Source organism: Erythrobacter sp., from assembly GCF_011765465.1.
In the GTDB taxonomy this organism is placed as follows: Bacteria; Pseudomonadota; Alphaproteobacteria; order Sphingomonadales; family Sphingomonadaceae; genus Erythrobacter.
Genome location: NZ_CP050265.1, coordinates 1,961,190 through 1,986,456, shown reverse-complemented (window position 1 = coordinate 1,986,456; position 25,267 = coordinate 1,961,190). Strand labels below are relative to the sequence as shown.

Below are 25,267 nucleotides of genomic sequence, written 5' to 3'. Positions count from 1 at the left end.
GACCCTACAGGCAGGGCGCGCGCGTTCAAGCGTTCGCGCCGTGCGTTCGACGGAGCGCCCGTCTCAATCGACCAGCGCCGCGCCGCTCAGCGCGCGTTGGTGACGGTCTTGCGGCTTTTCGCGTGTCCCAGCACGTCCTCGCGCCAGAAATGGACGGGCTTCAGCTTCTTGGCGGCGTAAAGCTCCATCTGGTCGGTGTAGTGCGGACTGTCCGGGCGGGTGATGGCCGAACCGAACGGCTGGATCGAGCGCGAGGTCACGCGCCCGCCGTCCGCCGGCCATTCGGCCCACTGGATGAAGCTGTCGCCGTGGACGAGGGAGAGCCGCCCGTCCTCGTCGACCTCCCACGTAGTCGAAGCCTTGAGCGTGTCCGACCCGCCGTCGAGCGGCAGGTCCACGTCCCCTTGCCGCAGCCGCAGCAGCTCGCCCGCGGGCGGGTCGATCCGGCCGAAATGCTCCTTGAGGTGGGCGACGTGCTGGGCGAGCTTTTCCTTCGCATCGGGCCATTCGGGCTTGTTCTGGTATTCCGCCGACATCCAGTCGCGGATCATCAGCAGCGCGAGCGCGTCGGCGGGGCCTTCATTGTCGGCGACGAAATCCCAGTTCAGCAGCAGGTCGCGCGCTTCTGCCAGCTCGCCCTCGGCCTCCATCGTCTCGAGCGCGTCCCACAGCACCGCGATGTAGTCGGAGCGTTCGTAGCCGCGGTCGTACTTGATCGCGCGCAGCGTCTCGCGGTCGAGCACTTCGGCCTCGGACAAGAGCTTATAGGCGCGGCGCGAGCGGTTGGTCTGCTTGCGCTCGATGCCGAGCACGGGGGAGAAATCCTCCGGCGAGAGGTCGCTGCCCGCGCCTGCGGCGGTGAAGGGCTCGTTGTTGGAATTGTAGATCCAGCCGCTGTCCGGGTTCACCAGTTTCGGGATTTCGTCATAGCCGACCGATCCCTCCCAGATGAGGTCCGAACGGTCGCCCGGCAGCACGCCGCGCCAGTTCGCGTCGACGTCCTCGGGCCGGTCGGGGATCGCGGCGTTGTAGACATAGGCGATGTTGCCCCGTTCGTCGGCGTAGATGAAATTGGTTGAAGGGATCGCCATGCGGGCGAGCTGTTCCTGCCATTCCTCGAGGCTGGTCGCCTTGTTGAGCCGGTAATAGGCGTCGAGCTGGTCGAGCCGGTCGATCCCGCCGTACCGGATCGCGAAGGCTTCCTGCGTCCCGTCTTCGGCCTCGCGCATGATGACCGGGCCGTGGACCGAGCGATACACCGCGCGGCGGATCGGCAGGACCACCGGGCCCATGCGCACCGGCAGCGTCACCCATTCGGTTTCGAGCTCGCGCCATTCCCCGTCGAGGCGATAGGCGCTCGCGTCCTCGTTCAGTTCCAGCTCGTAGACGTCGACCATGTCCGGGCGATTGACCGTGTTGGTCCAGCCGAGGTGCTCGTTATGCCCCAAGAAGGGGAAAGGCGAGCCGGGGAAATTCGCCCCGGTGAAATGCCAGCCTTCCTCGCTCTCGACGCTGAATTCGTACCACGCGACCCCGCCGCGCAGGGGCTGGTGCGAATTGGAGATGAGGAAAGTCGGCCCGCCCGACTTTTCCGGCGCGACCGCGAAGGCGTTGGAGCCGAGCAGCCCCGCTTCCTCGCCGAGCGGAAAGGCGGTGCGGGGGCGATGCGCCGTCTCTTCGGGCGCTTCTTGCGAGGGTGCCTCGGCCTGCGGCCTCGGAGGGGAGAGCTCGCGCGGATAACCGGGGATGTCCGGGCCGAATTCGCGGCGCAGCGGCTCGCCTGTCACCAACGGTTCGATCACGCCCGAAAGGCCGAAGAAGAAGGGCTGGCGCAGCGCGAAGCCCGCCGCGACGTCCTCGCCGTTGACCGGGAAGAGGTTGCCGAGCTTCAGCTCGTCCGCGTGCTCGGCGGCATACTGGTTGAGCCCGCTGGCATAGGCTTCGAACAGGGCGCGGGTGTCCTCGGGCAGGTCGGGGTAGTGCCGCTCGGCCGTCCCGCGCGCGTCGAGCAGGTGGTAGATGTAGTCGAACTGCGCGCCTTCCTCGCCTGCAATCGCGCCGTAGCGGCCCTTCGACATGGCGACGACATCCTGCAAGGTGGAAAAATCGTCCTCCGCGTGGGCGATCGCCACGCCGAAGGCGACGTCGGCATCGGTCTTTCCGTAGATATGCGGCACGCCGTATTCGTCGCGGATGATCTCGGCGGTGTAGGTGCGCGCGGGCGGTGGGGTCGTCTCGCGGGCGAAGAACGGCTCCCAGGTCGCCAGCACCGTGAAGGCGAGGACGAGGATGACGGCGAGCGCGAGCCCGCCTCTTTTGAGCCATTTCATTGTGCGTTTCCCGAAGCTTGCAATCCCTTGACCCGCGTCAATGCGGATCGGTGCGCGTCCGGTCAAGTCCGGGGGACTTGCCGAGCGGCGGGGCCGAACCCACCTAGGCGGGTAACACACCTTCGCATCGCCGCAACCGGGATCGGCGGGATGCGAAAATCGGGTGTCGGGACACTTGTGTTGCAAAGATGCAACACTATTTGGGAAGGGTAAGCCATTATCCGATGAGGGGTCTTTCATGAATCTCGAAAAGTTCACCGACCGCGCCAAGGGGTTCCTCCAGTCCGCGCAGACCGTCGCCATCCGCATGAATCACCAGCGGATTTCCCCGTTGCACCTGCTCAAGGCCCTGCTCGAGGACGAGGAGGGCATGGCCGCCGGGCTGCTCCAGCGCGCCGGCGGCCAGCCCGCGCTCGCGGTCGCGGCGGTCGATGCCGGGCTCGCCAAGGTGCCGGTCGTCACCGGCGGCGGCGCGCAGCAGACGCCGGGGCTCGACAATGACGCCGTGCGCGTGCTCGACAGCGCCGAACAGCTCGCCGACAAGGCCGGCGACAGCTACGTCACCGTCGAACGCCTGCTGACCGCGCTTGCCCTGTCGCAAGGCGAGGCGGGCGAGGCGATCAAGTCCGCCAGCGTCACTCCGCAGGCGCTCAACGCCGCGATCGAGGACCTGCGCGGCGGGCGCCGGGCCGACAGCGCCAACGCCGAGAGCGCCTATGACGCGATGGAGAAATACGCCCGCGACCTGACGCAGGCCGCGCGCGACGGCAAGCTCGATCCCGTCATCGGTCGCGACGAGGAAATCCGCCGCACGGTGCAGATCCTCGCCCGCCGGACCAAGAACAACCCCGCGCTCATCGGCGAGCCCGGCACCGGCAAGACCGCGATCGCCGAAGGGCTCGCGCTGCGCATCGCCAATGGCGACGTGCCCGACAGCCTCAAGGGCCGCACGCTCATGGCGCTCGACATGGGCGCCCTGATCGCGGGCGCGAAATATCGCGGCGAGTTCGAGGAGCGGCTGAAGTCCGTGCTCGACGAGGTCAAGAACGCCGAAGGGCAGATCATCCTGTTCATCGACGAGATGCACACGCTGATCGGCGCGGGCGCGTCCGAGGGCTCGATGGATGCTTCGAACCTGCTCAAGCCCGCCCTTAGCCGCGGCGAACTGCACTGCATCGGGGCGACGACGCTCGACGAATACCAGAAATATGTCGAGAAGGACCCCGCGCTCCAGCGGCGCTTCCAGCCGGTCTATATCGACGAGCCGAGCGTCGAGGACACGGTCAGCATCCTGCGCGGCATCAAGGACAAGTACGAACTCCACCACGGTGTGCGCATCACCGACGGTGCGATCGTCGCCGCCGCGCGCCTGTCGGATCGCTACATCCAGAACCGTTTCCTGCCCGACAAGGCGATCGACCTGATGGACGAGGCCGCGAGCCGCATCCGCATGGAGGTCGAATCGAAGCCCGAGGAGATCGAGGCGCTCGACCGGCGGATCATCCAGCTCAAGATCGAGGAAAGCGCGCTCGCCAAGGAGGACGACGATGCCTCCAAGGAGCGGCTGAAGGCGCTGCGCGAGGAACTGGCGAACCTCGAACAGGAGTCGAGCGAACTCACCACCCGCTGGCAGAACGAGCGCGACAAGATCGAGGCGGAAGGCCGGATCAAGGAACAGCTCGACGCAGCCCGGCTCGAACTCGAACAGGCCCAGCGCGAAGGCGACCTCGCCAAGGCCGGCGAGCTGTCATATGGACGCATCCCCGAACTCGAGAAGAAGCTCGAGGAAGCGGAAGCCATGAGCGAGAACGCCCTCCTGCGCGAGGAAGTGACCGAGGAGGACATCGCCGGCATCGTCAGCCGCTGGACCGGTATTCCCATAGACAAGATGATGGAAGGCGAGCGCGACAAGCTGCTGCAGATGGAAAGCATCCTCGGCCAGCGGGTGATCGGGCAGGAGCAGGCGGTCGAGGCCGTGTCCAAGGCCGTGCGCCGCGCACGTGCGGGCCTGCAGGATCCGAACCGGCCGCTCGGCTCCTTCCTCTTCCTTGGCCCGACCGGGGTGGGCAAGACCGAACTGACCAAGGCGCTCGCCGAATTCCTGTTCGACGACGACCAGGCGATGGTCCGCATCGACATGAGCGAATTCATGGAGAAACACGCCGTCGCCCGCCTGATCGGCGCGCCTCCGGGCTATGTCGGCTACGAGGAAGGCGGCGTGCTGACCGAGGCGGTGCGGCGCCGGCCCTATCAGGTCGTGCTGTTCGACGAGGTCGAGAAGGCGCACGGCGACGTCTTCAACGTGCTGCTGCAGGTGCTCGACGACGGGCGGCTGACCGACGGGCAGGGCCGGGTGGTGGATTTCAGCAACACCCTCATCATCCTGACCTCCAACCTCGGCAGCCAGTATCTCGCCAACATGACCGACGATCAGTCCGTCTCCGATGTCGAGCCGCAGGTGATGGACGTGGTGCGCGGGCATTTCCGGCCCGAGTTCCTCAACCGGCTGGACGAGATCATCCTGTTCCACCGGCTGGGGCAGGAGGACATGGCGCCGATCGTCGCGATCCAGGTCGGCCGCGTGCAGAAGCTGCTGGCCGACCGCAAGATCACGCTCGACCTCACCGATGCGGCGCTGCGCTGGCTCGGGCGGGTCGGCTACGACCCGGTCTACGGCGCGCGGCCGCTGAAGCGGGCGGTGCAGAAATACCTGCAGGACCCGCTCGCCGAGATGCTGCTCGAAGGCAAGGTGGCAGACGGGACGGTGCTCCATGTCGACGAAGGCGACGGGGCGCTGGTGATGACGCCGCAAGGCTGAGGCAGACGCGCGAAACGGGCGCGGGCGGGAGCGATTCCCGCCCGCGAAAGCCCGCGCAGGGCCCTTCGGCAAACATGACATTTCGATGAGAATAGCGGATTGTTTCGCGCGCGAGGCGTTTGGCGAAGCGATCGGAAAGCGCGCGGGCACGATCATTGCCGGGGTGTTTCCGTGAATGTGGGATTAACGCAACACAGGGGCGAAAAGTGCTCCGGCGGCTGCGTGCCATGATGACAACAATGTTTCGCTATTGCACAAATCCCCCACCGCAGGGGCTGTTCGTCTGTCAACGGGGACCGCTGCTGCGCGCTGTTCGGGGACGATCCTTTTGAAGGACGGGGCGGCGCGCAGGGCTGGCTTGGTGGGCGAGGGGCTCCGGTTGTCGCAACTGGAGTGATCATGAACACGTTTCACCGCACCACGCTGAAGGCGCTCGCCTTCTCCGCATCCGCCATTGCCTTCACCACCGCCATGCCCGCCTTCGCGCAGGACGGCGAGCCGGGTGAAGACTGCCTCGTCGGCAACGTCCCCGGCGTCATCAACGCCGAAGGTGACTGCGTCGAAATCCAGGAAGGCCCGACCGGCACGACCACCGGCCAGGGCGAAGACGTCGAAATCGCCACCGGCGCGAGCGGCGAAACCGGCCAGGGCCGGGGCATCACCGTGACCGGTTCGCGCATCGTGCGCGACACCTATTCGTCGATCTCGCCGCTGCAGGTGCTTTCGACCGAGAACCAGCAGGCGGTCGGCGCGTTCGACCCGGCGCAGATCCTGCAGCGCAGCGAAGCGGCCACCGGCACGCAGATCGACGCGACCTTCCAGGGCTTCGTGCTCGACAACGGCCCGGGTTCGCAGACGATCAACCTGCGCGGTGTCGGCGCGGGCCGGACGCTCGTTCTGGTCAACGGCCGCCGCCTTGCGCCTGCGGGCGTGGAGGGCGCGCCGACGCAGCCCTCGATCAACCTCATCCCGGCGACGCTGGTCGACCGCTACGACCTTCTCACCGACGGTGCGTCGTCGGTCTATGGTTCGGACGCGGTCGCGGGCGTGGTCAACGTGGTCCTGCGTAAGGACTTCGATGGCCTCGAACTGCAGGCCAACGGCGACATCAATCCGCAGGGCGCGGGCGAGGACTACTCGGTCAGCGCGGCCTGGGGCTTCAACACCGACCGCGCGGTGTTCGGCATCGGCGCCGAATACCAGTTCCGCGACGAGGTGAAGCTGCGCGACCGCGACTTCCTGCGCGGCTGCGAAACCAACCTCGAACAGAGCGAAGCGGGCCAGATCTTCCGTCTCGGCCTCGCCGACAACGCCGTGGTGCGCGACCGCACGCCGGGCGTGACGGTTTCGGAAAGCGAGTGCACCGTCGCGGGTATTTCGGGCCGTATCTTCGCACCCTTCACCCGCTTCGGTTCGGTCTATTTCCCGGCCAACGGCAACATCGCCAACTTCCCGGTCGATCCGATCACGGGCCGGACGTTCAATTTCGGCGAATCGACCGACTTCTTCGGGGTCGACCAGGACGTCAACGGCGACGGCATCCGCGACGTCGACTTCCAGAACGTCAACACCAACGCGGCCGAGGCCGAGCTGGCGCGGACCTTCATCTCGCAGCAGGAGCTGATCAACGTCTTCTCCTATGGTGAATACACCTTCCCGGGCGAAGCGAACATCACGCCTTACTTCGAGGCGCAGTACACCCGCGCGGACATCACCAACACGGGGGCGGGCAACCCGCAGATCTTCCCGTCGGTGCCCGACTTCAACCAGTTCAACCCGTGTAACCCGAACCAGCCGACCGGCGTGGCGTGCCGCGCGGTCGACAACGCCTTCCAGCAGCTGCTCCCGGGCCAGGCGAACGCCGGGCGCGCGGCGCCGCTGGGCTTCGACTTCATCCCCACGCCGGTCGTTCCGATCGCCTCGATCCGCGGCGACCGCAACAATTTCGACGTGCTGCAGGAACAGTATCGCGGCGTGCTCGGCGTGCGCGGCGACCTGCCCTTCATCGGGTCGACCTGGACCTTCGACGTGTCGGGGACCTATTCGCGCTCCGAGGGCCGTTCCTCGCGCCTCGGCATCCGCGAAGACCGTCTCGCGCTCGCGCTGGGTCTCGACCCGACGGCCGACTATGACGGCGACGGCATCGTCGACGATGACGGCGACGGCATCGCGGACGATTACAACCAGAATATCGACGTGTTCGGGTTCTTCGGCGATCCGCAGTGGATCGGTGAGTGCAACGGCGGCGGTCTCGCCAACCCCGACCTCGCCGCGCCGGACCTCAATGCGACCGGCTGTGTTCCGGTCAACCTGTTCGCGCCGAGCGTCCTGACCGGCGCCGTGGGCGACTTCGCCAGCCAGGCCGAGCGCGACTACGTGTTCGACAGCCGCGACTTCGACACGACCTACGAACAGGTCATGCTGCAGGCCTATGTCACCGGCGACCTGTTCGAACTGCCCGCCGGCCCGGTCGGCGTGGTGCTCGGCGGCGAATGGCGCGAGGATTCGATCGAATCGAACCCCGACCTCGTCGCCTCGAACGGCCTGCTGTTCGGCTTCTTCGCCGACGGCGGCGCCTCGGGTTCCAAGTGGATCCGCGAGCTCTTCGGCGAAATGGACATCCCGCTTGCTGCCGGTAAGCCCCTCGTCGAGGAACTGACCGTCAACATTTCGGGCCGTCTCACCGACGAGGAATTCTACGGCACCAACGGCACCTACGCGATCAAGGCCGGGTGGCGTCCGATCCCGTCGCTGCTGTTCAAGTTCAGCTACGGCACCTCGTTCCGTGCGCCGAACCTGCGCGAGAACTTCCTGCGCGGCCAATCGGGCTTCACCGGCCTGTTCGACCCGTGCGCGGTTCCCGACGCAGCGTTCGTCAACGGGGCCTATGATGCCACGCTCGACCAGCGCCAGGACTTCGTGCTGCAGAACTGCATCCGCGAAGGCCGCGACCCGACCCGCGTCGGGATCGACGCCGAGGGCCTGAACACGATCCAGCAGGTCAGCGGCGAGATCACCCAGGGTGGTTCGCTCGACATCGATCCGGAAACCTCGCGTTCGATCACGACCGGTTTCGCGTTCGAGGAAAGCTGGGCGAGCGGTTTCGAATTCGCGTTCAATTTCAATTACTTTGACATCAAGATCAAGGACGCGATCATCGAGCCGAGCGGCCAGTTCATCATCAACGACTGCTTCCTGCGCCAGGAAGAGCAGCGTTCGGAGTTCTGCGACCGTATCGACATCGACAGCGGCGATCGCCAGCTGATCAGCGGGGTCCGGGCCGGCTTCCTCAACCGTGACCAGGAAACCGTGCGCGGTCTCGATATCAACACGACCTTCGGCTACCCGCTGATGATCGGCGGCGAGGAATTCGACCTCACGCTGAACCTCGTGGCGAACAAGCTGATCGAGCGTACGAACTTCCTGACCACGGAAACCGGCGACATCATCGAGAACGACCTGAAGGAGATCTCGGGCTTCGTGTTCCCCGACTGGACGGGCCGCGTGACGGGCCAGGTGCGCTGGGACGACTTCCTGTTCACCTATCAGATCCGTTACGTCGACTCGGTGAACCAGTCCTTCAACACGGTGACCAACCTCAACGGCCAGGAAGTCGAGCGTCCCTTCGGCGACGTGTTCAACAACATCTCGCCGAACAGCGACCAGAACTTCACCGGCGTGTTCTCGCCGACCTGTATCGGCGGCGACGGCCCCAACGGCAACGTGCAGGGCGACGGCACCTTCTGCCGCCCGGTCGGTACGGCTCCGGAATATTTCGAGCACACCGCCTCGCTGCGCTGGGACAGCGATGACATTCGTGTCATCCTGGGCGTCCGCAACATCTTCGACACGCCTCCGCCGCAGGTCTCCCCGCGTGCCGGCGTGCTGCAGATCTCGAACACCCCGCTGGGTACGCCCTACGACCTCAACGGGCGCGAGTTCTTCGGCCAGCTTCTCGTTCGCTTCTGATCGAACGGGAAACGGCTGAAACAAGCCAGAAAGAGCGGCCTCTCGACTTGTCGAGGGGCCGCTTTTTTGGTTTACTCATCCCTGTTCGAGCCGCGCCGGACGGGAGGCCGCGCGGCAGGGCGCATCGGACCGCCAGGAAGCTGGCACTCATTCAAGCTGGAAGACGGAAAACCCATGAAACTTCTCAAAGCTCCGCTCGCGGCGGTCATGGCCGGCGTTTCGGTCCTCGGCCTTTCGCTCGTCGCTTCTCCCGCCGACACGCAGGCCCAGTCGCAGACCTCGGTCCCGATCGAGGTGTGGGCCCTGCGCGATGTCGTGAACGCCGTGCAGGTCTCGCCCGACGGCAAGCACCTGCTGGTGCACAAGATCGAGAGCAAGGAGGGCGATTACCTGCTCGAGATCTACAAGACCGACGACCTGTCCGAGCCGCTGCGCCGGCTCAACGCCGATCCGATGGAGATCATCACCGCGCGCTGGGTGAGCGACAATTACATCTTCGGCGCGGCATGGCAGCAGCGCCGTTCGCAGGTGAAGCGTCCCGAGCAGGACACGCGCGACTACCTCGCCTATTCCTACAATCTCGAAGAGAACGAGTTCAACACGGTCAACGACAACCTCCAGATCATCGATACCCTGCCGCGCGATCCCGATCACGTGCTGGTGGGCGGGGGCAATGCGGTCTCGGCGCTCGGCGGGGTCGATCCGATCGCCGCGCTGCGCCCGCGGTCCTATTACAAGTTCAACCTTGAAAAGGGCACCAAGTCGCTGATCCTGCGCGGCACGCTGCAATTCCCGCAGGTGCAAGCCTTCGATAATGAAGGCAATCCGCGCTTCACCTCGTCCTTCGACCCCGGCAAGGGGACGCAGGGAACCTATTACCGCAAGCCGGGCGACGGATCCTGGACGCTGGTCAACGAATACGACCTCGAGGACAAGTCGAACCTCTACCGCGTGCTTTCGGGCATTCACGGCATCCAGGGCTTCGATCCGAACAACCCCAATATCGGCTACATCATCGAGACCCTTCCCGGGAACGACAAGGCGGGCCTTTACGAATTCAACTTCGACACCGGCAAGATCGGCAAGGAGCTGTTCAAGGCCGAGGACGCCGACGTGATGGGCATCCAGACCCACTCGATCCCCGGCAACGACAAGCTCGTCGCCGCGCTCTATCCGGGCGAGAAGATGGAGCGCCACTGGTTCGACGAGGAAGAAAAGGCGCTCTACGAGGCGCTCGAGCAGCAGATCCCCTATGCCTGGCAGGTCTCGATCTCGAGCCGGTCGGTCGACGGCAGGACGATGATCGTGACCAATCGCGGGCCGCACGATCCGGGCTCCTACTGGCTGGTCAGGGACGGCAAGCTGGCGAAGCTCGGCAGCCGCAACCCGCTGGTCAACCAGGATATGCTCGCGGACGTGAAGTACATCCGCTACCCCGCGCGCGACGGGCTTTCGATCCCGGCCTACGTCACCGTGCCCAAGGTGGGCGAGCCGCCGTTTCCGCTGGTGGTCCAGCACAATGGCGGCCCGCACGTGAACGGCATGGTGTCCTATGACGAGATCGGCCAGTTCCTCGCCAGCCAGGGCTACATGGTGCTGCACCCGGAAAACCGGATTTCCGTGGGCTGGGGGCAGAAGCACTTCGACGCGGGCTATGGCGAACACGGCCTTGCCATGCAGGACGACAAGGACGACGGCGTTCTCTACCTGATCGACCAGGGTCTGGTCGATCCCGACCGGGTCGCCTTCATGGGCTGGTCCTATGGCGGCTATGCCGCGCTGGTCGCCGCCAGCCGCGAGCCGCAGCTCTACCAGTGCTCGGTCGCGGTCGCGGCAGTGGCCGATGCCGAAAAGCAGTATCTCGGCCGGCGCAACGAAGATCTCAAGGCGCTCGACGAATGGTCGAAGCGGCGCGGGACGATCGGCATCAACCCGATCAACGAAGTCGAGAAGGTCAACATCCCGCTGCTGATGATCCACGGCGACGTCGACCGGCGCGTGATGTATTACCACTTCAAGGACTACAAGGACGCCTTCGAGAAAGCGGGCAACAAGGACGGCCAGTTCGTCACGCTCGAGAAGGCGGACCACTTCTCGAACACGCTGATGTACAACCACCAGCAGCAGCTTTACACGAAGCTCGCGGATTATCTCGCCAACGACTGCGGCCCCGGCGGTCTCTGACCGCCGCCGCCGCGCGGGAGCGAAACGAGGGGGCCCGGCCGCGATGCGGCCGGGCCCCCTTGCCTTTCCGCCCGCGACAAGCGTCGTGTACGGGGCCGACTGCCGGTCCCCGGGGAGGACCTATTCGATGCGCTTGCCCTTGACCCCCATCTGGCCGTTGATGCGGATGAAAAAGGTGCCGAGCGAGGCCTTCTTGAATTCGACCTCGTCGCCCGGCTCGATGTCGGCGAGGCGCGCGGGGACCTTGAAGATTTCCCACCGAGCGCCCTCGGCGGTGGTGAATTCGGCGCGGCGGCGCGGGCGGTAGCGTACGCTGGTGATCGTCGTCACCAGCGTGTCGGTCGCCTCGGCGTCCTTCTCGTCGCCCTGGAGGATGCCGACATCGGGCACGGAAAAGCCGAACAGCTGCCGCCGCGTGCGCCGCACGTCCTCGCGGTCGACGACTCGCACGTCGCCCGCCTCGCTCGCGGCGACCAGCGCGCCGACCCGCTCGTCGAAGCAGGCGAGGCGTTCGCTGTCATCTTCCAGTCGCTGACACGTCTTCAAACGGTCAAGAATGTCGGCCTTCGCCGCGGCCTGCCCGGCAGGCGCATTCTCCTGCGATTTCAGTGGGCCCGCGCTCGTCAGCAGCGCGGCCGCCGCGAGCGTGCCGGCGGCGAGCCGACACCGCGCGCCCAAAGTTCCGATTCGCTTCATGTAATTCCCTTTCCCGATCCGGCTGTCGGCGTGCACATAAACCATCGCGCGGCCCCATGCACGGCGCATGATCGCCTCGTCCGGCAGCGCAGGAACCACGGCCCGTCGCCCAGTGTCGCCCATTTGCCACAGCTTGAAGACAACCCGCGCGACGGTTCCCGCCGACAATTGCTCTGGACAGGCTCGTTGTCATAGAGCCGCAACCTAGCGGGCACCTGCCCGTAGAGAATTGCGTGCGCCAATTTCGGTGCGCGTCATGAGTAGGGGACACTAATCATGCGTTTTAACAAGGGCTCGCTCCTTGCGGGCACGATCATGGCAAGCGCCATGGTGGCCACGCCGGCAATGGCACAGGACACCGACGTCGATCCGGCGATCCAGTCGGGCGCCGACCAGGATGTCGACACCGACAACTTCATCACCGTCACCGGCTCGCGCATTCAGCAGCGCAACGTCGAAACCGCCGCGCCGATCGCGGTGGTCGAAGCCGAGGAATTCAAGCTGACCGGTGCGGTCAACGTCGAAAACGTCATCAACGCCCTGCCGCAGGCGGTTCCGGGTTTCACCGCGTTCTCGAACAACCCCGGTAACGGCGCCGCCACGCTCAACCTGCGCGGCCTCGGTTCGACCCGTACCCTCGTGCTGGTCAACGGCCGGCGCTGGGTCTCGTTCGACACCAGCCAGGTGGTCGACCTCAACACGATCCCGCAGTTCCTGATCGAAAGCGTCGACACCGTCACCGGCGGTGCCTCGGCGGTCTATGGTTCGGACGCGCTCGCGGGCGTCGTCAACTTCCGCCTCAAGGAAGTGCAGGGCGTCGAATTCGGCGGCCAGTACTCGCTCACCGAACGCGGTGACGGTGCGCGCTACCAGATGTACGGCGCGATCGGCACCAGCTTCGACGACGGCCGCGGTAACGCGACGGTCTATGCCGAATACTTCAACCGCGAATCGGTCTTCCAGGGCGATCGCGGCTTTTCCGAATTCGCGCTCGGCGGGGAAAGCTTCGGCCTCAACCTGCTTCAGTTCGGTTCTTCGACCGTTCCGCAGGGCCGTATCAACACCTCGGGTTCGACCACCATCGACGGTGTCGAATTCCCGCTCGGTGCGGGCCTGACGATCGACGACGCGATCTTCGACACCCCGGGTTCGCCGCGTCCGCGCGCGGGCGACACCTACAACTACGCGCCGGTCAACTACCTGCAGATCCCGCAGGAGCGTTACCTGCTCGGCGGTTATGCCGACTATGAATTCACCGACGGGCATCGCGCCTATACCGAGGTGACGTTCGTCAACAACCGGGTCCAGCAGGAACTCGCCGCGACCCCGGTCACCGGCACGTTCAACCTCGACCTCAACACTATCGCCCCGTTCATCGACGCGGCGACCCTGGCCGAGTTCCAGACGCTCGACCAGCGCGAAGCCGACGCCAATGCCGCGCTCGTGGCTGCCGGCGGCGATCCGCGCTTCCCGGGGGCTGGCGTGGTCCAGACCTTCGTCCAGCGCCGTGTGCTCGAAACCGGACCGCGTAACTCGCTCGACGAGCGCAACGCCTTCCGCGTGCTCGCCGGCGTCGAGGGGTCGATCACCGACAACCTCAACTACGACCTGTACTACTCCTACGCCCGCACGCGTAACGCCAACGTCCAGCAGGGCAACGTGTCGCGTTCGGCCTTCCAGGCCGGTCTCGACGGCACGGGCGATGTCGCGCTGAACATCTTCGGCCCGGGCACGCTGACGCCGGAAATGGTCGATTCGTTCAGCATCACCGCGCAGAACGGCGACATCTCGACGGTCGAAGTGGCCGCCGGTACGATTTCGGGCTTCCTCGGCAACCTCGGCTTCGGTGGGGCCGACATCGGCTTCGCGGTCGGTGCCGAATATCGCCGGGTCGCGGCGGAGTTCATTCCCGACACCGCGCTCGCCTCGGGCGACGTGATCGGCTTCAACGCGGGCAGCCCGACCGAGGGTGCCTATGACGTGAAGGAACTCTTTGCCGAAATCGACATCCCGATCCTCGAAACGGATTCGGGTGTGCGCCTCGATGTCAACGGCGCGGTCCGTTACTCCGACTACTCGCTCGACCGGGTCGGCGGCGTGTGGACCTATGCCGGCGGCGTGCAGTTCGTGCCGACCGACGGCGTGCTCCTGCGCGGTCAGTACCAGCGTGCGGTGCGTGCGCCGAACGTGGGCGAGCTGTTCCAGGGCCAGGCCATCGGCTTCCCCGGTGCGACCGACCCCTGCGCCGATGCGACCTTCATCGCGGACAACCCCGGTGCGGACCAGGTCTGCATCGCGACCGGCGTGCCCGCGGGCAATGTCGGCAATGCCGCAGTGGTCCAGCTCAACGCGCAGATCCCGGCGCTGTTCGGCGGTAACCCGGACCTCGGCGAAGAAACCTCGACCAGCTACACCGGCGGTGTCGTCTTCCAGCCGAGCTTCGTGCCCGGCCTGACGATCACGGCGGACTACTTCAACATCAAGGTCGAGGACTTCATCACCGTCGCGGGCGGCAGCCTCCAGGGCCTGCTCAACCTGTGCTACGGTTCGGTCCAGGATGTGAACGCCCCGGCGTGCCAGCCTTTCGTCGGCATTCGTAACGCCGACGGTGCGATCAGCGTCGACAATCCGCCGCTGGTTTCGGGCGTGAACGCGGCCGAACTGCAGGTTTCGGGTATCGACCTTCAGGTCAACTACCGCACCGACCTGCCGTTCTCGCTGCTGACCGACACGGGTTCGTCGCGGTTCAACATGAACTTCATCGGCACGTGGACCGACCAGAACGACTTCACGCCGGTCGCCGGCCTTCCGCAGGTCGACGAGTGTGCGGGTCAGTTCGGCGGCAATTGCGGCCAGCCGATCCCGTCGTTCAAGTGGACCTCGCGTTTCACCTGGGTCGACGGCCCGCTGACCACTTCGGTCCGCTGGCGTCACCTGTCGGGCGTGGACGATGCGCTGACCTCGGTCGACTTCGCGGCGTTCAACGGGATCGAACGGATCGGTGCCTACGACCTGTTCGACCTGACCTTCTCGGTCGAAGCGACCGAAAACGTCACGATCTCGGCGGGTATCAACAACCTGTTCGACACGCTGCCGGGCACGCCCGAATTCGATGCGAACGGCTTTGTGACCAACCGTCCGAACAGCCTCCTGCTGGGCGACAACCAGGAGCAGGCGAACACCTTCCCGAGCGTCTACGACGTGCTGGGTCGGGACTTCTTCATCTCCGCGGCGTTCTCGTTCTAAGAACGGACGCCCGCGAGAGCGGAACGAAAAGAGGGGCGGCGGACTTCGGTCCGCCGCCCTTTTTCGTGCCTGCCGAACGGGTTCGAGGATGCGGAGGCGCGCCGGCCGCACGCGGCCTGCGCGCCTCTGCAAGCCGGGCCGGAGCGGCTCAGGAAAAGGTCAGGAAATCGGCGAGGACGCGGCCCGAGGGTTCGGCCACCGGAACCGTCTCGCCCGGCGCGAGGCCGTGCGCGGCAAAGGCAGCCTCGATTGCCCCGCGCGCATCGGCCCTTTCGCAGGCCCGCGCGAGCGAAGCGATCCGGCCGAGCTCGTTGTCGGCCTGCGCCGCGATCGCCTCGATCGTGGCCGTGATCGCGGCGGCATCGGCCCCGCGCTCGGCCCCCATCAGCACCGTGCGGCGCACCGCTTCGGGGATCTCCCAGGCGGGTGTGCTGCGCCCATGCGCCCGTTCGCCCAGCATGGCGAACGCGGCCGCGACCTGCGCTGCCGCGTCCACCCCGCCGCGCGGATCGGTCAGCGCGCGGATCGCGGTCGCGGGAACCGCCTTCTCCTCGATCGCCCAGCCGATTGCAGCCTGCCGTGCGCGATTGTGTTCGAGGATCGGCCCGTCGCCGCGATGGACCATCAGGCCGACGCGCCCACCCGGTGCGAGCACGCGCGCGATCTCTCCCGCGACCGCGGCCGTGTCGCCGTATTCGAAACCGAACTGGCTGGTGACGGCATCGAAGCTGTCCGCCTCGAATGTCAGGTCCTCCATCGCCACCCCGCCGCGGGTCGCCGTGCCTTCGGGCGCGGGCGGCAGTTCGGGGGCGCGGTCGATGCCGGACAGGTCGAGGTCGCTGCGTTCCTCGCGAAGCCAGCGCAGCACGCGCCCGTCGCCGGTCGCGAGGTCGAGCAGCCGCGCGCCATCGCCGAGCTGTGCTGCAAAGCCGCGCCACGCCGCGCGCTGCGCCGCCTCGATCGCGGCCCAGCGTTCGGGCAGGCAGCCGGTCGAATCCCCGCCCGCATTGGCCTTCCAGAACTCGCCCCAGGCGCGCGCGTCGTCCTGCGTCTCGCTCATGCCGTCACCCCGTCGCCCGTAACCACGTCAAAGGCGACCGTCATGCGCTCCGCCGAACCGAAGGGCGTCGTGCCGTGGTAGAGCGTCGAGGGGAACAGGGCGAGGTGACCTTCCTTGGGTTCGATCGTGCGAAGCGGCGGCAGGTCGAGCCCGAGGTCGGGCGGCGGACGACCGATCTCGAGCCAACCCTGCGGCAATTCGCCCTCGGCGACGGGCGCGTGCGCTTCTTCCGGCACGACGAGGTAGAGCGCGCTAGAGAGGATGCCCTGCGGGTGGATATGCGCGGTGTGATAGTCGCCGGACCCCGGCGCACCGCCCCCGGCGAGCCGCACCGACCACGAGCCGAGCAGCCGCCACGGCGTTTCGCGGTGGCGCAGCAGCGGGTGGCTTTCATCGAGCGGCGGCAGCCCTTCGCGGTGCACCTCCAGCGTCGCGCGGATCGCTTCGTGGAGTTCGGCGAGGACCGGCTCGGTGCGGTGGAAGAGGATGCCGCGTGTCTGCGTCCCGCCGCGCAAGCTCTGCCCCAGCGGCATGGTCGAGCGGGCATGGATCGCCCGCAATTCGGCCACGGCATCTGCGACCAGCCCCACGCGCCCGACCAGTTCGCGCAGGGCGACCAGCCCGGCCTGTTCATGGAGCCATTCCGCCTTCGCGCGCGAAGCCTCGTCCTCGCCCAGCCGCCACGCGATCCCGCGCAGCGCCCAGGCCGAAATGTCCCACGGGTTCGCAGCGAGCGCTCGATCGAGACAGGCGTGCGCCCGCGAGAGGTCGCGCGCACGCAGCGCGTGGCGGGCTTCGTGGAGGTGGCGCATCGCGCGGGTATCGGAAAGCTGGGCGAAGATCGCTTCGGCCTCCTCCCACTGGCCCGCCGAGCCGCGATGCACCGCCTCGATCAGCGCGAAATGCGGCTCGCCGGGAAAGCGGCGGCGCGCGTCGGCGGCGACTTCGGCGGCCTCGGCGGCGTGGTCGAGCCCGGCGAAGGCTTCGGCATGGGCGGCCGGGATATTGGGGTCCTGCGGGTGCTTTTGCGCCGCCTCGGCAAAGGGCGAGGTCCAGTCCGCCTCGCCTGCGGCGTGCTTCAGCCCGGCGAGGAAGGTCAGCGCTGCGATGAAGCCGGGGGCCTGCGCGCAGACCTGTTCGGCAATCGCCCGCGCGCCTGTCACGTCGCCCGCGACTTCCAGCGCCTGCGCCTTGCCGAGCCACAGGTCGGCATCGCCCGGATTGACGGCGAGCGCCGCATCGAACCGCGCCAGCGCGTCGCCTTCGCCGCGTTCGAGCGCGACCCGCGCCCGGCCATGCAGCGCGCGCGGGTGGCGCGGCTCGGCGGCGAGCGCGGCCTCGTACCAGCGCGCTGCCTCTCCCGGCTGCCCGAGCGCGCGGTGCGAGAGCGCGGCGACGCTGCCATAGCGCGCGACACCGCGCCCGGCCTTTTCGTGCGGGGCGATGGCGGCGAGCGCCTCGGCGTGGCGTTCCAGCCGTTGCAGCGCGATCGCGTGGTTGAGCGCGTAGTCCATCATCGCGGGCGCGAGCGCGCAGGCGGCGGCGAAATGCGCCGCGGCGGCGGGTGCGTCGCCGGACTTGAGGGCAATGTCGCCTGCCGCATCGGCCAGCGCGGCGTCGCGCGGATGCGCGCGCCGCGCCTCCTCCACCACGGCGCGCGCGCCGGCGAGATCGCCGCGCTCCATCGCCATACGCACGCGCACCATCGCCTCGGGTGCGGAAAGGGTGGGGGCGGGCGCGCTCATTTCGTGCGCAGCCAGCCGGTCACCGCGAGCCGGCCCACCGGCGCGAAGGGCGGGACATAGCTCACCATGTGCGAGGTCGGCACCTTGAACAGGTTCAAGGCATTGAACCGCGGGCGGAATCCTTCGACCACGTCGCCTTCCTCGTCGAGGAAAAGGAGGTAGCCGCCCCAGTCCGGATGCCAGTCCTCGCGCGCGAAATTAAGCACGTAGGCGACTTCCCAGCCTTCGGCGACGTGGCTGTCGATGTGCTTGCCGAGATAGTGGCCCGGCGCGAACAAAGTCGCCTGCCCGTCGGCCTTGAACAGGGTGTCGATCCCCGTGACCTCGCGCGCCAGACCCATGAATTCGGGCGCGTTGATGTGTTCGAGCAGGATCTGGTGCGCCTCGCTCCCCGACCAGTTTTCCTGCACGGCGCTGAGGATCGGGTAATGCGCGAAGCGAAAGCCGTATTCGCCCCGCGCCGTATGCTCCTCCGCCGCCTTGAACGCCGCGCCGAGCGCCTGCTGGCCTTGCGGTGTGCGCGTTTCCTCGGCGCGGAAGCTCTTCGGCTTTTCTTCGCCCGCGCCGGTCGCCATGCCCCAGGCCGTGCCTTTCGCCAGCACGGTCAGCATCTCGCGCGCGCTTTCGGGCGTCAGCACGTCGCGCACCTGCACCCGGCCCGTTTCGGCAAACCGCCGCGCGAGCGCTGCCCGGTCGAGCGCGGGATTGATCGCGAAAAGGGTTTTCGGGGCAGCCGTCGTCACGGGGCCAGTGCCTGCCAGCACCCTCGCGCGCTTGCAAGCCGCGAGCGCGCGCCCTGCCGCTTTTGCCCGCTTGATTCCGGCTCGTCGCTCTCATAGGCGAGTATCAAACCGCAACGGGTTTTCGGGATCAAAGGAGAGAGAAATGAGCACAGCCTATATCGTCGAAGCCGTCCGCACCGCCGGGGGACGGCGCGGCGGTCGCCTTGCCGGGGTGCACCCGGTCGACCTTCTCGCAGCCTCGCTCGATGCGATCGTGGAGCGCAGCGGGATCGACCCGAATGCGATCGACGACGTGGTGACCGGATGCGTGACGCAGGCGGGCGAACAGTCGATGCAGGTCGGGCGCATGGGTGTGCTCGCCTCGAACCTTCCGGATTCGACCCCGGCGGTGACGATCGACCGCCAGTGCGGCTCGTCCCAGCAGGCGATCCAGTTCGCGGCGCAGGCGGTGATGAGCGGGACGCAGGACGTCGTCATCGCGAGCGGCGTCGAAAGCATGAGCCGCGTGCCGATGGGCTCGAACGCCACGCTCCACATGAAGGAGGGCCTGGGCCACTACAAGTCGCCCCGGCTGGAAGAGAAGTTCCCCGGCATCCAGTTCTCCCAGTTCATGGGCGCGGAAATGATCGCGAAGAAGCACGGCTTCTCGAAGGACGATCTCGACAAGTTCGCGCTCTCGAGCCACGAAAAGGCCATCGCCGCGACGCAGGCGGGCGCGTTCGAGAACGAGATCGTGCCGATCGCCATCGAAACGCCCGAGGGCGAGGAAATGCACACGGTCGATGAAGGCATCCGCTTCGATGCGAGCCTCGAAGGGATCGCGGGGGTCAAGCTGCTCTCGCCCGAAGGCAAGATCACCGCGGCCTCGTCGAGCCAGATCTGCGACGGGTCGAGCGCGGTGCTGGTCGTCTCCGAAGAGGCGCTCAAGAAGTATGGCCTGACGCCGATTGCCCGCATCCACAACCTCACCGTCACCGCGGGCGATCCGGTCATCATGCTGGAAGAGCCGCTGTTCGCGACCGACAAGGCGCTGGAGCGCGCCGGGATGAAGATCGACGACATCGACCTTTACGAGGTGAACGAGGCTTTCGCCCCCGTGCCGCTCGCCTGGCTCAAGCACACCGGCGCGGACCCCGAAAAGCTCAACGTCCACGGCGGCGCGATCGCACTCGGCCACCCGCTCGGCGCGAGCGGAACCAAGCTGATGGCGACGCTCGTCCATGCGCTGAAGCGCCACGGCAAGAAATACGGCCTCCAGACGATGTGCGAAGGCGGCGGCGTCGCCAACGTCACCATCGTCGAGGCCCTGTAGACCCTCAAGAACAACAGGTTTCCGACCAACAGGAGAGAGTAATGGAAGTATCCGCCAACACCCCCGCCGTCGTCACCGGCGGCGCCTCCGGCCTCGGCCTTGCCACCGCCCGCGCGATTGCCGCGAAGGGCGCCAAGGTCGCGATCTTCGACCTCAAGGAAGACGAGGGCGAAAAGGCCGCCAAGGAACTCGGCGGCGTGTTCTGCAAGGTCAACGTGACCAGCGATGATGAAGTCGACGCCGCCTTCGCCAAGGCGCGCGAGGCGCATGGGCAGGAGCGCATCCTCGTCAACTGCGCCGGGATCGGCAATGCGATCAAGACCGCCAGCCGCGACAAGCAGACGGGCGAAATCAAGCATTTCCCGATTTCGGCCTTCGACTTCGTGATCCAGGTCAACCTCATCGGCACCTTCCGCTGCATCGCCAAGTCGGCGGCGGGCATGATGAGCCTCGACCCGCTTTCGGACGACGGTGATCGCGGCGCGATCGTGAACACGGCGAGCGTCGCGGCGGAAGACGGCCAGATGGGCCAGGCGGCCTATTCGGCGTCCAAGGGCGGCGTGGTCGGCATGACGCTTCCCATCGCGCGCGACCTGATGAAGGAAGGCATCCGGGTTAACACGATCCTGCCCGGCATCTTCGACACGCCGCTGATGAACGCCGCGCCGCCGCAGGTGAAGGAAGCGCTCGCCGCCTCCGTCCCGTTCCCCAAGCGGCTCGGCCATCCCGAGGAATACGCCAAGCTCGCCATGTGCATGATCGAGACGGGCTATTTCAACGGCGAGGACGTGCGCCTCGACGGTGCGATCCGGATGTCGCCGCGCTGAGCGCCGCCTCAGACATCATCAGATCACGCAGCGCCGCTCGCACCCCCGGGTGCGGGCGGCGCTCTCTTTTTTGGAAGGGGGGCGGTGCGGTTTTACGCGGCGTTCACCCGACGCGGCTAACCTCGCAGGCTTTCACCCCCGCGACGGGGGCATGGCAGGAAGCGAATGATGCGTAACATCGTCACGGACATGGTCGTGGTCCTCGCCGGGCTTGCTGCCGGGCTGTGGCTGCAGGACGTGATGGCGAGGCTGACCGAAGCGAGCGGGGTCAAGCTGCTGCTCGGCCAGGCCGCGATCTGGAGCCTCGTGCTCGGCCTTTCGGGCGCATGGCTGGCGCGGCGGCGGCTCGCGGTTCTTGCCGAGCGGATCGCAGGGCGGCTCGAGGAGGGGCAGGCCGCCCCGCTCGCCCGGCGCGCCGAAGCCGGACCTTTCGAGCGCATGAGCGGCCTCGCCGTGGCGCTCGCCGGTGCGGGGCTCACCATTCTCGCGATCGCCGATGCGCGCACGTTCACCGTATTGTTCGAGGAAGACGGGCCGTTCGAATACGGCTCGGCGCTGCTCTATTTCGGCGCGGCGGGGGCGTGCCTCGCGCTCGCCGGGCGCGCGCGCGGGCGCGCGAGGCTGCGCTTGTGGCTCGCCGGGCTCGCCGCGCTGTTCGTCTTCGTCGGCGGGGAGGAGATCAGCTGGGGCCAGCGCCTGCTGGGCTTCGGCACGCCGGATGACCTCGCGGCGGTCAACGTGCAGGGCGAATTCACGCTGCACAACGTCTATTCGAATTCGCTGTTCGTCTATCCCGGCCTCGCGGTGACGGCGGCGCTGCTGTTCGTCCTGCCGCTGGCGCATCGCCATGCGCCCGCGCTGCGGCGGCTGCTCGACGCGCTGGAATTCCCGGTCGCGCCAGTGCGCTCGGCCGCGCTCTACGCCTTCGCGGCGGGCTGCTATGCGGTCACCGGCCTTGCGCTCGGCACGCCGACGCCGCTGCCGATCAACTGGTCGGACCACCTCCCGCATTACGACGACGAATTGCTCGAATTCCTGATCGCGGCGCTGTTCTTCGTCCACGCTGCGAGCTTCTGGCGGATCGAGCCGCCCGCTGCCTCAGCCCGGCCGGAGAGCGCGCCGCAACGGATGCCGGCCCGCTGAACGAAAAACCCCCGCCGGGGGACGCGGCGGGGGTTGTCGAAGGGTCCGGTTGTGCGGAGTTGGGGGATGGTCCGGACCCGCGGGGGATGGTCAGGCGATCAGGCTCGGGCTGGCGGGGACGATCGCATAGGCGAAGAGGATCGCGCTGATGCCGAGCGAGACGGCGGCGGCGAAGAGGTTGCGGCTGGTGTCGGCGTTGAACATTGGTCGGTCTCCTTGGTCTTTCGTGGCGTTTGCGGGTCGTTCCCGCTTCCTGCCCGATATGCTGCAGGAGCCGTGCCAAACTCGCGAAATGGCGGAAATCCGGGCTTTGCGCGGGGGAGCGCCGCTGGCGGCCAAGGGGGCGAGGCGCAAGTTTGGGAAATTTTCCCAACCCTTGGGCCGCGGCCTTTCCGCCTGCCGCGCGCGGCTTGTCAGACGGGCCGGGGGTGGCTAGGCTCAAGCCCCTCGGGTCGCGTCGCAGGGGGAAGGCCATGCGCTCCGTCATCCTCGTGCCTTTCGCGGCGCTGTTCCTCGTCTTGCCCGCCGCGCTTCACGCGCAGCCGCTCGGCAAGGTGGAGGAGAGCTATCTCCTGTCGCGCATCGTGCTCCATGCCGACATCAAGTGCCATCTCGTCCCTTCCACCGTCCGGGTCGCCGTCGAACAATTCCGCGCGAACGTTCGCGGCGACGGGAACTCCTACGATCCCGACAAGGATCCCTACGACATCGAGGCGCGCAACATCGTGAAGGTGAACGACTGCGCCAGTCTCGCGGGCGGCGAAAAGGTTAAGGGCGCCCTTGCGGGCCTGCGCCGGCTCGCCCTCTCCATGCTCGCAAGCGTGCGCGACGCGCCCGGCACGTGCCAGCGCCTCGCCCGGATGGTGGACACCCCGTTCAAGGAGCGGGTGCTGATCGACGCCTTCGCCGGGGCGCTGGGCGGCGAGACGCCCGAGCCCTATCGCGGCGCGCCGCAGACGGCCTGCCCGGTGGCTGAAAACCTGTTCGACCTCGCCTGGGCCAACCGCCGCGGCGCGGATTATGAAGGCGTCTATGGCCGCAACAATTTCAAGGCGTTTCGCGGTGGCAAGGACACCGGCCACCCGTTCTGGCGCACGCGTAACGACACGTCCTTCAGGCTAACGTGGGAGGGCCTTTCCGAAGAGGAGAAATCGCTCGACGTGCGGACCGGCCTGCTCGACGACGGGCGGGTCGCGGTGGAGCTGAGCGGGCTGCCGATGGCGCGGATGCGCAACCTCAAGAGCATGAAGATCATGTCAAGCGCCGCCATGATGGCGACGGTGAGGGACCCGACGCAGAGCTACAACCAGACGCTCGACATGGTCTACGACCGGCGCCTTTCGGTCGCGGCGAGCCGTCCGGTCTTCGTCACCGATCGCCCGTTCAAGGCGGTGTGGGCCGAATTCGCGCCCGGCGGGGAAGGGTATGGCTGGTTCGTCATGGGCGAATTCGAGATGCGCTTCGCGCGGCATGGCTGGCGCGGGACGAAAGTGGGGGGGACGTTCGGCAACGCGGCGCATGACGCGATGAAGCGGCGCTATGTCGACCGCGTGCTCGACTGACGCGGCGCGCGCCGGGAGGCTCGCCAAAAAAGCGAGCTTGCCGCGGCGCACCCGCTCGCTCTAGCCTCCTCGGCAGACGGACAGGCACCGGCCCCATGCCGGACCGCCGATCCCCGAGGAGAGACACGAACCCATGACCAAGCCCACCCAGATCACGGTCGAAAAGGCCGACGGCATCGCCACGATCACCCTCAATCGCCCGGACAAGATGAACGCCTATACCCGCACCATGGGCGAGGAGATCATGGCGGCGATGGACGACATCGACGCCGACGATGCCGTGCGCGCGGTGATCTTTACAGGCGCGGGAGAGCGCGCCTTCTGCGCGGGCGCGGACCTCACGCCCGAGGGCGGCGGGCAGGTCTTCTCGAGCGGGGAGGAAGTCAAGGATCTCTCGGACGAGCGCGTGCGCGACGGGGGCGGGCTGCTCACCTTGCGCCTGTTCGAATCGAAGAAGCCGCTGATTTCGGCCTGCAACGGGGTCGCGGTGGGCGTGGGTGCGACCATGCAGCTTGCCATGGACATCCGCCTTGCCAGCGAGACGGCGCGCTACGGCTTCGTCTTCGCGCGGCGCGGGATCGTGCCCGAGGCCGCTTCGTCCTGGTTCCTGCCGCGCATCGTCGGCATCAGCCAGGCATTGGAATGGTGCTATTCGGGCCGGGTGTTCGACGCGGCCGAGGCGAAGGCGGGCGGGCTGGTGCGGTCGGTCCATGCGCCCGGCGACCTGATGCACGCGGCCAAGGAACTCGCCACCGAGATCGCCGAGAACACCAGCGCCATTTCGGTCGCCATGACGCGGGCGATGATGTGGCGGCTGATGAGCGCCGATCACCCGATGGAGGCGCACAAGATCGACAGCCGCGCGATCTATCGCCTCTCGCGCGGGGCCGACGCGAAGGAGGGGATCGCCAGCTTCCTCGACAAGCGCCGCCCGGTCTATCCCGGCAAGGTCAGCGAGGATATGCCCGATTTCTACCCCTGGTGGGAGGAGCGCGCCTACGAATGAGGCGCGCCTTGCGTCGACGTGACGCCATCACGTGACACTTGCATGGACCACAAGTTTCATTAGAAACCAGTTCATGACCGAAACGCTCACGCCCGACGCACCCGCCACCGCCACCACGGATGAACCCTGGGGGCTGGGCGGGTTCCTGCCCTACCGCCTGTCGGTCGCCTCGAATGCGGTCAGCAGCCTGATCGCCGAACGCTATCGCAAGCGCTTCGGGCTGAAGATCCCCGAGTGGCGCGTGATGGCGGTGCTGGGCGATGCGGAGGGCGGCGCAGGGCGCACCCAGCGCGAACTCGCCCGCGCGACGCTGATGGACAAGGTCGCGGTCAACCGCGCGTGCAAGGTGCTCGAAGAGCGCGGCCTCATCGCGCGCGCGGCGAACGAGGCGGACGGGCGCTCGCACCTGCTCGAGCTGACGGGCGATGGCCGCGCGATCCATGCCGAGATAATGCCGCTGGCGCTCGCCACCGAGGCGGAATTGTTCGAGGGGCTGGCCCCGTCCGAACAGCGCGAGGTCAAGCGCCTGCTTCAGCGGCTTTACGAACGCGCGATGGCGCTGGCCGAAGACCCGCCCGCGGCCTGAGCCCTTTTCCCGAGCCCCGACGCGAACCGGCCGGACCTGC

At 67.2% G+C, this 25,267-nt stretch carries 16 protein-coding genes; 10 read left to right on the top strand and 6 right to left on the bottom strand.

What is annotated here, in order from left to right; translation table 11 throughout:
• Positions 1–86: 86 nt before the first annotated feature.
• A complete protein-coding gene (locus G9473_RS09500; protein ID WP_291132808.1) occupies positions 87–2,330 on the bottom strand; it encodes an acylase in 2,244 nt (747 codons plus the stop codon).
• A gap of 238 nt (positions 2,331–2,568) precedes the next feature.
• Here G9473_RS09500 and clpB point away from each other — a divergent pair, with 238 nt between their 5' ends.
• From clpB to G9473_RS09485, 3 genes are all read left to right on the top strand, one after another.
• On the top strand, positions 2,569–5,148 hold the full coding sequence (clpB, locus tag G9473_RS09495; RefSeq protein WP_291132806.1) for an ATP-dependent chaperone ClpB: 2,580 nt from the start codon (positions 2,569–2,571) through the stop codon (positions 5,146–5,148).
• Between the two features lie 399 nt (positions 5,149–5,547).
• Complete coding sequence (locus G9473_RS09490; RefSeq protein WP_291132804.1) at positions 5,548–9,117, top strand: TonB-dependent receptor; 3,570 nt, start codon at positions 5,548–5,550, stop codon at positions 9,115–9,117.
• A 174-nt stretch (positions 9,118–9,291) separates the two neighbouring features.
• Positions 9,292–11,301, top strand: coding sequence for a prolyl oligopeptidase family serine peptidase (locus G9473_RS09485; RefSeq protein WP_291132802.1), 2,010 nt, complete (start codon positions 9,292–9,294; stop codon positions 11,299–11,301).
• A 120-nt stretch (positions 11,302–11,421) separates the two neighbouring features.
• On the opposite strand, the gene G9473_RS09480 is transcribed toward G9473_RS09485, so the two are convergent.
• Complete coding sequence (locus G9473_RS09480) at positions 11,422–11,997, bottom strand: hypothetical protein (RefSeq protein WP_291132801.1); 576 nt, start codon at positions 11,995–11,997, stop codon at positions 11,422–11,424.
• Positions 11,998–12,273: 276 nt separating this feature from the next.
• Here G9473_RS09480 and G9473_RS09475 point away from each other — a divergent pair, with 276 nt between their 5' ends.
• Positions 12,274–15,243 carry a TonB-dependent receptor gene (locus G9473_RS09475; RefSeq protein ID WP_291132799.1) on the top strand — a complete coding sequence of 990 codons (2,970 nt, stop codon included), beginning with the start codon at positions 12,274–12,276 and terminating at the stop codon, positions 15,241–15,243.
• A gap of 148 nt (positions 15,244–15,391) precedes the next feature.
• On the opposite strand, the gene G9473_RS09470 is transcribed toward G9473_RS09475, so the two are convergent.
• The 3 genes from G9473_RS09470 to G9473_RS09460 are packed head-to-tail and all read right to left on the bottom strand — an operon-like array spanning position 15,392 to position 18,791.
• A complete protein-coding gene (locus tag G9473_RS09470) occupies positions 15,392–16,303 on the bottom strand; it encodes a class I SAM-dependent methyltransferase (protein ID WP_291132798.1) in 912 nt (303 codons plus the stop codon).
• Complete coding sequence (locus G9473_RS09465) at positions 16,300–18,048, bottom strand: putative 2OG-Fe(II) oxygenase (RefSeq protein ID WP_291132797.1); 1,749 nt, start codon at positions 18,046–18,048, stop codon at positions 16,300–16,302. The genes G9473_RS09470 and G9473_RS09465 overlap by 4 nt, the downstream gene beginning before the upstream one ends.
• On the bottom strand, positions 18,045–18,791 hold the full coding sequence (locus tag G9473_RS09460) for a 2OG-Fe(II) oxygenase family protein (RefSeq protein WP_291132796.1): 747 nt from the start codon (positions 18,789–18,791) through the stop codon (positions 18,045–18,047). The genes G9473_RS09465 and G9473_RS09460 overlap by 4 nt, the downstream gene beginning before the upstream one ends.
• 142 nt (positions 18,792–18,933) lie before the next feature.
• Between G9473_RS09460 and G9473_RS09455 the strand changes: the two genes are divergently transcribed.
• The 3 genes from G9473_RS09455 to G9473_RS09445 all read left to right on the top strand — a co-directional run bounded on the left by G9473_RS09455 (position 18,934) and on the right by G9473_RS09445 (position 22,073).
• Positions 18,934–20,103, top strand: coding sequence for an acetyl-CoA C-acetyltransferase (locus tag G9473_RS09455; protein WP_291132794.1), 1,170 nt, complete (start codon positions 18,934–18,936; stop codon positions 20,101–20,103).
• Between the two features lie 41 nt (positions 20,104–20,144).
• A complete protein-coding gene (locus tag G9473_RS09450) occupies positions 20,145–20,930 on the top strand; it encodes an SDR family NAD(P)-dependent oxidoreductase (RefSeq protein ID WP_291132792.1) in 786 nt (261 codons plus the stop codon).
• A gap of 165 nt (positions 20,931–21,095) precedes the next feature.
• The gene (locus tag G9473_RS09445) at positions 21,096–22,073 is read left to right on the top strand and encodes a hypothetical protein (protein ID WP_291132791.1); all 978 of its coding nucleotides are present in this window, start codon (positions 21,096–21,098) and stop codon (positions 22,071–22,073) included.
• A gap of 90 nt (positions 22,074–22,163) precedes the next feature.
• On the opposite strand, the gene G9473_RS09440 is transcribed toward G9473_RS09445, so the two are convergent.
• Positions 22,164–22,277, bottom strand: coding sequence for an enoyl-CoA hydratase (locus tag G9473_RS09440; protein ID WP_291132789.1), 114 nt, complete (start codon positions 22,275–22,277; stop codon positions 22,164–22,166).
• Positions 22,278–22,546: 269 nt separating this feature from the next.
• On the opposite strand from G9473_RS09440, the gene G9473_RS09435 reads away from it, so the two are divergent.
• The 3 genes from G9473_RS09435 to G9473_RS09425 all read left to right on the top strand — a co-directional run bounded on the left by G9473_RS09435 (position 22,547) and on the right by G9473_RS09425 (position 25,227).
• A complete protein-coding gene (locus tag G9473_RS09435) occupies positions 22,547–23,635 on the top strand; it encodes a hypothetical protein (RefSeq protein WP_291132787.1) in 1,089 nt (362 codons plus the stop codon).
• 133 nt (positions 23,636–23,768) lie between these two features.
• Positions 23,769–24,641, top strand: a complete 873-nt coding sequence (locus G9473_RS09430; RefSeq protein ID WP_291132785.1) for a crotonase/enoyl-CoA hydratase family protein — start codon at positions 23,769–23,771, stop codon at positions 24,639–24,641.
• A gap of 73 nt (positions 24,642–24,714) precedes the next feature.
• Positions 24,715–25,227 (top strand): MarR family winged helix-turn-helix transcriptional regulator, encoded by a 513-nt coding sequence (locus G9473_RS09425; protein WP_291132783.1) that lies wholly within the window; start codon positions 24,715–24,717, stop codon positions 25,225–25,227.
• The last annotated feature ends 40 nt before the right edge of the window (positions 25,228–25,267 follow it).